At 60.3% G+C, this 11,841-nt stretch carries 12 protein-coding genes; 5 read left to right on the forward strand and 7 right to left on the reverse strand.

Translation table 11 applies throughout. From position 1 onward, the window contains the following. Positions 1–273 precede the first annotated feature (273 nt). The 3 genes from AB5Y73_RS18475 (at position 274) to AB5Y73_RS18485 (ending at position 3,787) form a co-directional block, all read left to right on the forward strand. The gene (locus AB5Y73_RS18475) at positions 274–1,788 is read left to right on the forward strand and encodes a YifB family Mg chelatase-like AAA ATPase (protein WP_181497671.1); all 1,515 of its coding nucleotides are present in this window, start codon (positions 274–276) and stop codon (positions 1,786–1,788) included. Between the two features lie 127 nt (positions 1,789–1,915). After that, positions 1,916–2,815 carry an acyltransferase gene (locus AB5Y73_RS18480; RefSeq protein ID WP_043823224.1) on the forward strand — a complete coding sequence of 300 codons (900 nt, stop codon included), beginning with the start codon at positions 1,916–1,918 and terminating at the stop codon, positions 2,813–2,815. Between the two features lie 6 nt (positions 2,816–2,821). After that, positions 2,822–3,787, forward strand: coding sequence for an acyltransferase (locus AB5Y73_RS18485; RefSeq protein WP_107683180.1), 966 nt, complete (start codon positions 2,822–2,824; stop codon positions 3,785–3,787). Here AB5Y73_RS18485 and AB5Y73_RS18490 read toward each other — a convergent pair. Beyond that, positions 3,712–4,218: a DUF523 domain-containing protein gene (locus AB5Y73_RS18490; RefSeq protein WP_107683179.1), complete on the reverse strand. Its 507-nt coding sequence runs from the start codon at positions 4,216–4,218 to the stop codon at positions 3,712–3,714. The two genes, AB5Y73_RS18485 and AB5Y73_RS18490, sit on opposite strands and share 76 nt — an antisense overlap. Next, a complete protein-coding gene (locus tag AB5Y73_RS18495; RefSeq protein ID WP_005339607.1) occupies positions 4,215–4,865 on the reverse strand; it encodes a DNA mismatch repair protein MutT in 651 nt (216 codons plus the stop codon). The genes AB5Y73_RS18490 and AB5Y73_RS18495 overlap by 4 nt, the downstream gene beginning before the upstream one ends. A gap of 74 nt (positions 4,866–4,939) precedes the next feature. Here AB5Y73_RS18495 and AB5Y73_RS18500 point away from each other — a divergent pair, with 74 nt between their 5' ends. Beyond that, a complete protein-coding gene (locus AB5Y73_RS18500; protein WP_005357452.1) occupies positions 4,940–5,575 on the forward strand; it encodes a nicotinamidase in 636 nt (211 codons plus the stop codon). A gap of 1 nt (position 5,576) precedes the next feature. Continuing rightward, positions 5,577–6,755, forward strand: a complete 1,179-nt coding sequence (gene pncB / locus AB5Y73_RS18505) for a nicotinate phosphoribosyltransferase (protein ID WP_005342020.1) — start codon at positions 5,577–5,579, stop codon at positions 6,753–6,755. A 72-nt stretch (positions 6,756–6,827) separates the two neighbouring features. Here the strand turns inward: pncB and AB5Y73_RS18510 are convergent, their stop codons facing one another. The 5 genes from AB5Y73_RS18510 to AB5Y73_RS18530 form a co-directional block, all read right to left on the reverse strand. Next, entirely contained in the window at positions 6,828–7,436 is a 609-nt protein-coding gene (locus tag AB5Y73_RS18510; protein ID WP_005339604.1) for a thiol:disulfide interchange protein DsbA/DsbL, read from the reverse strand. A 137-nt stretch (positions 7,437–7,573) separates the two neighbouring features. Beyond that, positions 7,574–8,563 carry a serine/threonine protein kinase gene (locus AB5Y73_RS18515; RefSeq protein WP_107683178.1) on the reverse strand — a complete coding sequence of 330 codons (990 nt, stop codon included), beginning with the start codon at positions 8,561–8,563 and terminating at the stop codon, positions 7,574–7,576. 103 nt (positions 8,564–8,666) lie between these two features. After that, the gene (gene ccoG, locus AB5Y73_RS18520; RefSeq protein ID WP_005356121.1) at positions 8,667–10,118 is read right to left on the reverse strand and encodes a cytochrome c oxidase accessory protein CcoG; all 1,452 of its coding nucleotides are present in this window, start codon (positions 10,116–10,118) and stop codon (positions 8,667–8,669) included. 155 nt (positions 10,119–10,273) lie between these two features. Next, a complete protein-coding gene (locus AB5Y73_RS18525; RefSeq protein ID WP_005339598.1) occupies positions 10,274–10,537 on the reverse strand; it encodes a YihD family protein in 264 nt (87 codons plus the stop codon). Positions 10,538–10,567: 30 nt separating this feature from the next. Then, complete coding sequence (locus AB5Y73_RS18530; RefSeq protein ID WP_005339596.1) at positions 10,568–11,722, reverse strand: GGDEF domain-containing protein; 1,155 nt, start codon at positions 11,720–11,722, stop codon at positions 10,568–10,570. Positions 11,723–11,841: the final 119 nt, after the last annotated feature.

Here is an 11,841-nt window from a genome sequence, read left to right on the forward strand (position 1 = left end):
CGAGCCCCGAGCGGTGAGATAATAATCACCACTAGGACCACAATAATGCTGACGAAACGGGAGGCCATGTTCATAGTTACAACCGGAAATCCTGTGAAATTGGGGCGGTTTCTACCGCGAATGGCTATTAGAACTAGCACGGTGATTTTTATTGGGCAAGCCTTTTTTCTGTGACAACCCACTGATTTTGGCTCTTCCCCAGCCGGAACTCTGGAATAAAAAACCAACAACAAGCAGTTAGTCAGAACATATATCAACTCAAGGACGGGATTTATGTCATTAGCTGTGGTTTATAGCCGTGCCAGCCTCGGGATCGCGGCCCCGCAAGTTACGGTGGAAGTTCACCTCTCCAACGGCCTGCCCGCCTTCAACATGGTCGGCCTGCCGGAAACCTCGGTGAAAGAGTCTCGGGATCGGGTGCGCAGCGCCCTGCTCAACGGCAACTTCGAGTTCCCGAGCAAACACATCACGGTCAATCTGGCCCCCGCCGATCTGCCCAAGGAGGGGGGCCGTTTCGATCTGGCCATCGCCATCGGAATTCTCGCAGCTTCAAAACAAATACCTGCAAAATACCTGCTTGATCACGAATTTTTGGGGGAGTTGGCCCTGACCGGCGAGATCCGCCCCGTGCTCGGGGTGCTACCCGCCGTACTCGCCTGCCGGGATGCGGGGCGTACCCTGCTGGTACCGCGGGAGAACGGCCCGGAAGCCTCCCTCATTCAGGATGCCGAGGTGCGCACCGCCCACCAGTTGCTGGCCGTCACCGCCTGGCTGGCAGGCCAGTACGAACTGCCGCTGCCGGATCCCCAAAGCGCGGAGAGCCTGCCAGATGTGCCGGACCTGCAGGATGTGATCGGCCAGTCCCAGGCCAAGCGTGCACTGGAGATTGCCGCCGCTGGCAGCCACAACCTGCTGTTCATCGGCCCGCCCGGCACCGGCAAGAGCATGTTGGCCAGCCGATTGCCCGGCATTCTGCCGCCGCTGAACGAGCAGGAGGCGCAGCAGACCGCCGCCATCCACTCCATCGGCGGCCTCACTCCGCGCGCCGGTCACTGGCACCACAGACCCTATCGCACACCCCACCACAGCGCCTCGGCAGTGGCGCTGGTGGGTGGTGGCAGCCACCCAAGGCCCGGCGAAATATCGTTGGCCCACAACGGGGTGCTGTTTCTGGATGAATTGCCCGAGTTCGAGCGCAAGGTGCTCGACTCCCTGCGCGAGCCGCTGGAGACGGGCCACATCACCATCAGCCGGGCCGCCCGTCAGGTCGATTTCCCCGCCCGCTTCCAGCTGGTGGGCGCCATGAATCCCAGCCCCTGTGGCCACTATGGCGATGGCCAAACCCGCTCCAGCCCGGATCAGATCCTGCGCTACCTCGGCAAGCTCTCCGGCCCCTTTCTCGACCGCTTCGACCTGACGGTGGAGGTGCCGCTGCTGCCCAAGGGGAGCCTGACCGGCAAGGCGGAGCGGGGAGAGTCGAGCCAGCAGATCCGCGGTCGAGTGCTGGCGGCACGGGAGCGCATGCTGAGCCGCAACGGCAAGCTCAACAATCTGCTGGATAGTCGTGAAATCGAAGATATTTGCCGATTATCGCCGCAAGATGCCGAATTTTTGGAGAATGCCATCCAGAAGCTGGGGCTCAGCATCCGGGCCTGGCATCGCATTTTGCGGGTGTCGCGTACCATCGCCGATCTGGCCGGACAACCCGCCATCGGCAAGGAGCATCTTATCGAGGCACTCGGTTACAGGGCCATGGACAGGCTGCTGTCGCGATTGCGCAGCAGCTGACAGGAGGGAAAAGGGTGAGTCCAACCCCGTAACGGCTCTGAATGGTCTCACGGGCAATCGGCTGATATTATGGCCACAGATCTGACCACTTGATGGCCCTTTATCGACAGCAAGACGGACCCGACTCATGCCCAACAAGCTGACAGAGCGACTGCGCGGCAGCCTCTCCACCCTGCTCTATTTTTTCAACACCCTCTTCTGGTTTGTCCCCATCTTCTCGCTGGGTCTGCTCAAGCTCCTGCTCCCCCTCAAGGGGTGGCGCACCCTCTGCAACTGGCTGCTCGATGGCTGTGCCAGCTGCTGGATCGGTTTCAACAATCTGATCCAGAAAACCATCATCAAAACCCCTTTCGAGGTGGTCGGAGTGGACAAAGGGCGCCGGAATGAGTGGTATATGGTGATTGCCAACCATCAATCCTGGGTCGACATACTGGTACTGCAGCGGGTTTTTAACCAAAAAATCCCCTTCCTGAAGTTTTTCCTCAAGAAAGAGCTGATTTGGGTACCTTTTCTCGGTCTGGCATGGTGGGCGCTCGACTTCCCCTTCATGCGGCGATATTCCCGGAAATTTCTGGAAAAGCATCCCCATCTGAAGGGAAAAGACATAGAAACAACCCGTAAGGCCTGCGCCAGGTTCCGCCACATTCCGGTGAGTGTGATGAACTTCGTCGAAGGCACCCGCTTCACCGGCAGCAAGCATCAGAAGCAGGGCTCGCCCTATCGTCATCTGCTGCTCCCGAAAGCGGGGGGCATCGCCTTTACCCTGGCCGCCATGGGTGATCAGTTGCATCAACTGGTGGATGTCACCATCGCCTATCCGGACGGCATCCCCAGCTACTGGGACTTCATGTGTGGCCGGGTCGGGCAAATCAAGGTTCAGGTCCGCTATTTGCCGATCGACCGTAAGCTGGTGGGGGATTACTTCAATGACCCCGAGTTCCAACAAGAGTTTCAACAGTGGTTGAACGGGATCTGGCACGAAAAGGACCAGACCCTGAGCCAACTGCTGGCAACCAAGGCGCAGTAAACATTCATGCTATCCCTGCTTCCCGGCCCGCTGGTGCTGATCATCAGCGCGGGCCTGACCATCCTTTTCACCGCCTTGTGCGCCAGCCTGATCCTGCTGGTGTCGCTGGCCAAACTAGCACTGCCGATCCCGGCCTTTGGCCGTGCCTGCAGCCGGCTCAACAACCGCTTCATGAGACTGTGGCTGGCCTGCAATGCGCTGGTGATCCGCCTCACCACCCGTATTGACTGGCAGGTGGAGGACAATACCAAGCTGCGCAAGGATGGCTGGTATCTCATCATCAGCAACCATATGAGCTGGACCGATATCGTGGTGCTCGGCCACCTGTTCCGCGATAGGCTGCCGGTGCCCAAGTTCTTCATGAAGCACGAGCTCATCTACATCCCGCTGCTGGGGCTCGCCTGCTGGGGGCTCGATATGCCCTTTATGCGTCGCTACTCACGGGAGTTTTTGCTGAAGAACCCGCACCTGCGCGGCAAGGATATCGAGACCACCCGCAACGCCTGCGAGAAGTTTCGCCACATCCCCACTACCGTCATCAACTTCGTGGAAGGAACCCGCTTCACCGAGCAGAAACGGGATGCGGCCCTCTCCCGCTATCGTCACCTGATGCCGCCCAAGGCGGCAGGACTGGCCTTTACACTGGCGGCCATGGGCGAGCAGTTCGACAGCCTGATCAACGTCACCATCCGCTATCCGGACAACGCCGAGACCCCGTTCAAGGACTTCCTGATGGGACGGGTAAAACGCATTCAGGTGCGGATTGAGGAGCTGCCGGTGAATGAACAGCTGATAGGAGATTACTTCAACGACAAGCAGTTCAAGCGCAGTTTTCAGGAGTGGCTAAACCAGCGCTGGCAGGAGAAGGACGAGGTGCTGGAGGGGTGGCAGAGCGGTCAGGTGCCGCTGCCGGTTGCCGCCAAATCCGGGGAAGAATCCAAAGAGAGCGCAGAAGCCAACTCGGCCAACTGATCTTCGGAAAAGACAGCAATCCCGTGGCGGCGCAGCAGGTCGGTGGTCTTACCCTCGCCCGCCACAGAAACACCTTCAAAGCGGCCGTTATAGATACGGCCGCTGCCACATGAGGGGCTCCCCTCTTTCAGCAGGGCGAAGCGAATGCCCTGCGTCTGACAGATTTCCAGCGCCAGCTCGGCGCCGCGATCAAACTCGGCAGTCACATCCATCCCGCTCGCCGTCACTACGCGCTCGCCCTGTCGCTCGGCAGGAGGACGCGGAGTTGGCAGACCGCCCGCCACTTCGGGGCAGAAGGCCAGCGCCCGCCCCTCGGCACCCAGCGCACTCAGCCAGTCGCTGACAATCCCCTTGCTCTGACCGTCGTAACGCACCGGCTGACCCAGCAGGCAGGCACTCACCAGCACCTTGTGCACGCCGGCCTCACTCACGCTTCCGCTCCGTGCATCACCTGATCGAACATCACGCAGCAGGGGCTCTCCAGCCGATAGAGAATGGCGGGGCGCTGTTTGCCGGTGCGCTTGCGACCGGTATCCACCAGAATGTCGGCGCGATGGATCCGCTTGCGAAAGGCGGCCGTATTCATGGGTGTTTGCAGGATGATTTCGAAGGCGCGCTGCACCTCGGAGAGGGTGAACTCGGGCCCCAGCAGTTGTAGCGGCAGGGTGCTGTAACGGCTCTTGATCCGCAGCCGCTCCAGCCCCTTGGCGATGAGCTGGACATGGTCGAAGGCGAGGCTCAGCCCCGGCAGGTTGGCGAGCGGATGCCAGCAGCCGTGGATCGCTTCCACTTCCGGATCGACCAGACACAGATAGACCAGGGTCGTGGACCAGCCGCGAGGATCACGCTCCAGATTGCCGAGGGTGCAGACCTGCTCGCTGTAGCAGTGACCGAGCCCCCACTCCGCCAGCAGACGGCGCTGGGCGGCATCGAGATCCCGATCCCGGGTCTCGTCGATGCGCAGCGCCGGCAGTTGCCAGCAGTGGGCAAAGGGGGGGCGATCGCGGGTCTCGAGGAGCAGCTCGAGCCGCTCCTCATGCAACCGCAGCACCACCATATCCAGACTCATTCTCAGCATGCCGATCGCCCTGCTCGCCTTCCATTAATGTTTGGTAGATAATATCACACGAATAGTATGTGCAGGAGCCAATCATGGGAACCGTCGCCAGCCTGGATATTGATGCGCAGAAGGGCTTTACCCCCCTCTGCCCGAACGAACTGCCCGTCGCGGGCGGTGATGATATTGTGGCTGCGCTCAACGCTCAGGCCACCCTCGCCACGCTGCGGATCGGCAGCAAGGACTCTCACCCCGCCAATGCCGACTGGGCCGTCTCTGACCCCGCAGGCATGCTGTTGCCGCTGGATCTGCCCAACGCAGACCTCACCTGGCCGGTGCACTGTGTACCGGGTAGCAAGGGCTTCGAGCTGCTCGACGGCCTGCCCGCTCCCATCGACTATGACTTCTTCGTCTGGAAGGGGGTCGAGCCTGATCTGCATCCCTACGGCACCTGCTTCCACGACCTGGCCGAACGGCGCAGCACCGGACTCATCGAATTCCTGCAAGCCCGCAAGGTCGATACCGTGCTGGTCGGCGGCCTCGCAACCGACTACTGTGTCAAAACCAGCGTGCTGCAACTGCGCCGCGCCGGTTTCCGGGTGATCGTCCATCTCGATGCCTGCCGTGGCATCGCCCCCGCGACGGTTGCCAGCGCCCACACCCAGATGATCGAGGCAGGGGCCGAACTGGCCCAGACCCTGATCGATGTACAACGCCTGCTGGACGCCTGATATGCCCCCAATCCTCACCAGCCTGCTCGACACCGACGCCTACAAGCTGCATATGCAGCAGGCGGTGTTCCATCGCTATCCGGATGCCGAGGTGGTGGCCGAGTTTCACAGCCGCAATGAAGAGGATCTGCTGCCCATGATGGGGCAGATCGAGGAGCAACTGCGCCTCGCCGGTTCCCTGCGACTGACCAGGCCAGAGCTCGATTTTCTGGCCGAGCGTCCCTTCTTCACCCCTGACTACCTCGACCACCTGCGCCGCAAGCCGCTCGACGCCTCCCTGCTCAAGGTGTTCGAGCAGGATGGCCGCATCAATGTGCGGGTCGAGGGCCCCTGGCAGGATGTGATCCTGTGGGAAATCCCGGTGCTCGCCATCATCAGCGAGATGCGCAACCGCTTCCGCTACCCCCAGTTCGGCGTCAGCCACGCTCTGGAGCGGCTCGATCAGAAGATCGACAAGCTGGAGAAGGAGCTGAGCAGCGACGAGATGAGCGAGTTTAACCTCATCGACTTCGGCACCCGCCGCCGCTTCTCTCACGCGGTACAGGATGCGGTAGTGGGTCGCCTCAAGGAGCGGCTGCCGGCGTTTCGCGGCACCAGCAACTACATGCTGGCCCAGAAGTACAAGCTGCCCGCGGTCGGCACCCAGGCCCATGAGTGGTTCCAGGCGCACCAGCAGCTCGGCTTCCCGCTGGAGCACAGCCAGCGCGCTGCCCTCACCAGCTGGCTGGACGAGTTCACCGACCATCTCGGCATCGCCCTGACCGACTGCATCACCATGGATGCCTTCCTGCGGGACTTCGACTTCGAGCTGGCCAGCAGCTATCAGGGCTTGCGTCACGACTCCGGCGATCCCGTGGTGTGGGGCGAGAAGGCGATCAGCCACTATCAGCGCCTCGGCATCGACCCCACCGACAAGACCCTGGTCTTCTCCGACGGGCTCAACCTCGACAAGGCGGTGCAGCTGTTCCGTCACTTCCGTGGTCGCATCAACACCAGTTTCGGCATCGGCACCAAGCTCACCTGCGATCTGCCCGGTGTCAGCCCGATGAACATCGTCTTCAAGCTGATCGAGTGCAATGGCGGCCCGGTTGCCAAGATCTCCGACAGCCCGGGCAAGACCCTCTGCCGGGATGCGGAGTTTATCCGCAACCTCAAACAGGCGTTCCACGTCGGGGTCTGATCTTCCCGAACACCAGAAAACAAAAAGCCCGCCGGTTCGCACCGGCGGGCTTTTTTATCGACTCAAGGGGTATCAGTCTTTCTTGGCCAGCAGGAACTGCACCAGCTTGTTGAACTGCTCTTGAGAGGTGATGGATTCAATCTTCACCATGTACTTGCCGTTCACCAGGAAGGCCGGTACACCGCGAATGTTGTAGCTCTCGGTGTTGCGATCGAACTGGGAGACCATGCCGGAGACGGCGAAACTGTCGACGGCACCGTCGAACTCTTCAGCAGGTACGCCGTTGTCCACGAAGATCTTCTTCACATCGTCACGGCTCATCGGCGGCTGACGCTGGGTGTGGATCTTGGTGAAGATGGCCGGGGTCAGCTTGGCTTCGGCGTTGAGCAGGCTGGCAACGGCGTAGGCACGCTGCATCTCGGGGCCCATCTCGCGGCCGAGGAAGGCAACCGGGTTCTTCTTGAGGGGCACACCCTCTGGCAACCCGGCCTTCAACTGTTCAACGATCGGTTCGAAGGTAGCGCAGTGCGGGCAGTAGTAGGAGAAGAACTCCATCACTTCCGGCTGGGCACTGCCAGTCTGTTTGACCACATCGTAGTTGACGCCTTCCTTGAACTCGGGGGCGGCGTGAACCATGGGGATCATCAGCATGGCAGCAAGGAAAAATAGAACTTTTTTCATGATGTTTCCTGTTAAGGGATCACTGTGAGGCACGCCCGGCGAACCGAAGCAGTGCCAAGCCTATTGTTTCGCCATGCTGACGTCAATGGTCAGGGCCGGAGATCGAGTCCCCCTTGCCGCGCAAGATCCCTTCTATTTCACCAGTTTGGCATCAGGCTCAACGGTGGCGCCTTGAGTGCCTCCAGCTGATCGTGCAGTGTCGCTATCTGTTGACGCCAGTAGTGATCGGTATTGAACCAGGGGAAGTGACGGGGGAAGGCGGGATCTTCCCAGCGCCGTGCCAGCCACGCCATGTAGTGAACGATGCGCATCGCCCGCAGCGGCTCGATCAGCGCCAACTCCCGAGAGTCGAACTCCATAAACTCCTCGTAGCCCGCCAGCAGGGTGTCGAGCTGGATCTGCTGCTCGTGGCGCTCGCCGCTCAGCATCATCCAGAGATCCTGAATCGCGGGGCCGGTGCGGCAATCATCGAGGTCGACAAACATGGGACCATCGCGCCAGAGGATGTTGCCCGGGTGGCAGTCGCCATGCAGGGAGATCTGCGCCACATCCAGGGTCATGGCGTCGCTGACATGTTTGATCAGCTCGTCGAGCACCCCGAAGAATTGCTTCGCCAGCCCGCTTGGCAGCCACTCGCCAGACGCCAGCAGCTGACGCGATTCGTGCAGCATGCTCTCCACATCGAGCCGCACCCGATGGTGAAACGGCTTGCTGGCGCCGATCTGATGAATACGACCGAGGAAACGCCCCACCCACTCCAGCTGGTCAAGGTTATCCACCTCGAACTGGCGGCCACCGACGCTCTGCCAGATGGCAAAGGGGTAGCCCTCGTGCTCCAGCAGGGTCTCGCCCGCGAAGGCGAGCGGTGCGGCGACCGGGATCTCAGCCTCTGCAAGGCGGGTGGCAAACTCGTGCTCCTCGAGGATCTGGGCCCTGCTCCAGCGGCCGGGACGGTAGAACTTCACCACATAGCGGCGACGATCCTCATCCTGAAACTGATAGACCCGGTTTTCGTAGCTGTTGAGCTCGATAAGGCCGGAGTCGAGCCGCAGGCCACTGAGATCGAGCGCATCCATGATGAGGTCGGGATTGAGGTCGGAATAGTTGAAACGCATGTCATCCACCATAAGAAAGGGGCGCCGTTGCGCCCCATTCTATCACTACTGACCGGCATTGCCGTGCTCGCTGGTGACCGGACTGGTGTCACGCCCGGCCCGCAGCCACACGCAGTTACAACCGGCTGATAAACTTGCTGCCCTGGCGCAGGTTGCCCTTGCTGTCATCGGGCGCCGCCCCCTCCCGTTTCAGCACGAACTGGATATCCAGCGCCGGCCGTTTCAGGTTGTAGGGATCGACCGCCAGACTGACCGGCAGGGTGTAGATCTCGCCCGCCTTCAGGGTCACTTCACGGGGGCCGAACCACTGATACTCGGGCAAGCCCTCCACATCCAGCTGGTAGGTCTGGGACTGCAGGGTCTTGTTGAGGATCTTGAGGGTGTAGGTGTTCTCAATCAGCCCCTCGCTATTTTCGCGGAACAACTGGTTGCGATCCCGCAGGATATCGAGCCCCATCGGCATGATGGACATGGCGTTGTAGACAAATACCCCCAGCATCACCGCCATCACCAGCCCGTAACCAATCAGCTTGGGCCGCGCCACATGAGTGGAGTCGTTGGCCAGCTTGTGCTCTGTGGTGTAGCTGATGAGCCCTTTCGGGTAGCCCATCCGCTCCATGGTCTGGTCGCAGGCATCGACGCAGGCACCGCAGTTGATGCACTCGTACTGCAGGCCGTCGCGGATATCGATACCGGTCGGGCAGACCTGTACGCAAAGATCGCAGTCGATACAGTCACCCAATCCCATCGCCTTGGGATCCGCCTTGCGGGAGCGGGCGCCACGGGTCTCGCCACGCTTGGTGTCATAGCCGACGATGAAGGTGTCCTTGTCGAACATGGCGGACTGGAAGCGGGCGTAGGGGCACATGTGGATACACATGATGGCACGCATCCAGCCTGCATTGCCGTAGGTGATGATGGTGAAGAAGAGCACCCAGAACAGCACCCATCCGCTGGCCTGCAGGGTGAAGAGGTCTGGCACCAGTTCAGTCACATCCTGGAAGTAGGCGACGAAGGTCAGGCCGGTCACCAGCGAGATCGCCAACCAGGCCAGATGCTTGGCCCCCTTGCGAGCCAGCTTCTCGCCGCTCCAGGGCGCCTCGTCCAGCTTGCGCCGTTTGTTGGCGGGCCCTTCCAGCTTCTCTTCAAACCAGATGAACATGAAGGTCCAGACCGTCTGCGGGCAGAGATAGCCACACCAGACCCGACCGAGGAAGGTGGTAATAAAGAAGAGTCCGAAGGCGGCGATCATGAAGAGCCAGGCGAGCAGGGTCAGATCCTGCGGCCAGATGGTGGCGCCAAAGATATGGAACTGCTGGTGACCGAGGTCGAACAGCACCGCCTGTCGTCCATCGTAACGCAGCCAGGGCAGCAGCACGAACAGCGCCACAAAGAACCAGCCCATGGCCTTGCGCATCCGCTGCCAATACCCTTTCTGGGCCCGCACATAGATGCGGTTGCCCGGGTTGAATCTGTCGTCGCTGGCTTTGAACGTATTGGGGTTGAAGGTCCCGGTTACGCCCTTGTCGGTGACGTCCTTGATATCGATTTTATCGTGGTCGGCCATTGCAAGACATCGCTCCCTTATTTGTTATGGAGCGGATTATATCTTAAACAGCATGCTAATTGTGTGGATTAGATGTATCTAATATTGGGGTTGGATCGCAATTTTCGGCAACAAAAAAGCGCATCACCCCGAGGTGATGCGCTTCCGCTAAAGATTCACTTGATTCCGCGTGCCTTGAGCAGTGCCTCTTTGAAATCGGGTACATGATCCTTGGCCAGACCGGGGATCATCGCCTGCTTGTCGGATTCCCGCATCTTGAGGTGATAGATCAGCATGTCGTCGGTCAGCTCGGACAGAGGCCCTTCAAATCCCGCTTCTTGGGCCAGTTTGGCAACAAACTGCACCAGGCTGAGATCCTGTTCCTTGATCCAGGCAGGCTGCAACAACTCCAGCAGCTCTTCGATACGATGACATTGCATAGACAACCTCTTTAATCTGTCACGTTAAATTCAGGCAACCTTACCCATCAAGGCTACTTCGATTCGATCCCGCCCATTATGCTTGGCCTGATAGAGTGCCGCATCCGCTTTTTGGATCAAATCGGCGATTTTCATGCTGTTGTCCGGTATCAGTGTCGCAACACCAAAACTACATGTGACCCGACCGGAGACCAGTGACTTCTGGTGCGGGATGGCCAGCTCCTTGAGCGCCTGCCGCACATTGTCGGCCACCTGCAGTGCCCCCTGCATGCCAGTGCAGGGCAGCAGCAAGGCGAACTCTTCGCCGCCATAACGGGCCGCCAGATCGTCCTCGCGCCGCTCCACCTCGGCCAGCAGCCCCGCCACCTGTTGCAGGCAGTCATCCCCCAGCTGATGGCCGTAGAGATCGTTGAACTGCTTGAAATAATCCACATCCACCAGCACCAGCGACAACGGCGCCCGGGCGCGATGGCAGCGCCGCCAAGCCCGCTCCAGAGAGTCGTCGAGATGGGCGCGGTTGGCGATGCCGGTCAGGCCGTCGAGGCGGGAGGTGAGACGCAAATGCTCGGAGACCGCCTTCAGCTCGGCCACCAGTTCGGCGTTGGAGAAACGATGGTGGAGCGAGGCGATCTGATCCCGCCGCATCCGGCGCAGCAGGGTCGGCAGAAAGACAAACAGATAGCCCGCCAGCATGCAGGAGACAATCCGCTCCTGCTCGTTGCCATTGCCCAGCTCAAACAGCATCGCCATACCCAGCGGCAGGGCGGAACCATAGAGGGTACGGCGGCTGCCAAACAGCATGATGGCGCTGCCGGTAAGAATGAGGCTGGAGAGCATCATCATGGCGGCCCGGTAGGTATCGGGCAACTTGTCCATGTAGAGCAGCACCCCGAGGGCCCAGATGATGGAGGTGATGGTGGCTCCGATAAAGAGCTCCCGCTCCAGCACCGGCAACGGCGTCTGGTGCAGGCGGGCTCGGCGCCAGCGCAGGTGCCAGCCCCGACCCAGCAGCCATAGGAAAGTGCCTGCCAGCCAACCGAGCGCTTCGATGGCGGGTAGATAGTCGTGAAACAGCAGACTCCAGCCAAATGCCAACACGCCCAAACAGGGGAGACTGAACGATGCATGGGTATAGAGCTGGGCCATGATGGCCTGCTTAACCTGGCGTGTCACACTCTGGGTCAACTGAGTACTCCTGTACAAGAGCCGAGCAGTCTACCATTACCCCCTGACCCGCAACAATAAAGCGCCGCTTATTAAGAAGTTAATCAATCAATAACGATTTCTTCTGCGCTGGCAGGTGA

Source organism: Aeromonas sp. s7(2024) (assembly GCF_040907825.1).
Taxonomy (GTDB): domain Bacteria; phylum Pseudomonadota; class Gammaproteobacteria; order Enterobacterales; family Aeromonadaceae; genus Aeromonas; species Aeromonas veronii.

Bases quoted from the DNA above. Each gene is read 5' to 3' on its own strand.
- AB5Y73_RS18475 (WP_181497671.1), top strand. From the start codon at position 274: ATGTCATTAGCTGTGGTTTATAGCCGTGCCAGCCTCGGGATCGCGGCC.
- AB5Y73_RS18480 (WP_043823224.1), top strand. From the start codon at position 1,916: ATGCCCAACAAGCTGACAGAGCGACTGCGCGGCAGCCTCTCCACCCTG.
- AB5Y73_RS18485 (WP_107683180.1), top strand. From the start codon at position 2,822: ATGCTATCCCTGCTTCCCGGCCCGCTGGTGCTGATCATCAGCGCGGGC.
- AB5Y73_RS18495 (WP_005339607.1), bottom strand. From the start codon at position 4,865: ATGCTGAGAATGAGTCTGGATATGGTGGTGCTGCGGTTGCATGAGGAG.
- AB5Y73_RS18500 (WP_005357452.1), top strand. From the start codon at position 4,940: ATGGGAACCGTCGCCAGCCTGGATATTGATGCGCAGAAGGGCTTTACC.
- pncB (WP_005342020.1), top strand. From the start codon at position 5,577: ATGCCCCCAATCCTCACCAGCCTGCTCGACACCGACGCCTACAAGCTG.
- AB5Y73_RS18510 (WP_005339604.1), bottom strand. From the start codon at position 7,436: ATGAAAAAAGTTCTATTTTTCCTTGCTGCCATGCTGATGATCCCCATG.
- AB5Y73_RS18515 (WP_107683178.1), bottom strand. From the start codon at position 8,563: ATGGTGGATGACATGCGTTTCAACTATTCCGACCTCAATCCCGACCTC.
- ccoG (WP_005356121.1), bottom strand. From the start codon at position 10,118: ATGGCCGACCACGATAAAATCGATATCAAGGACGTCACCGACAAGGGC.
- AB5Y73_RS18525 (WP_005339598.1), bottom strand. From the start codon at position 10,537: ATGCAATGTCATCGTATCGAAGAGCTGCTGGAGTTGTTGCAGCCTGCC.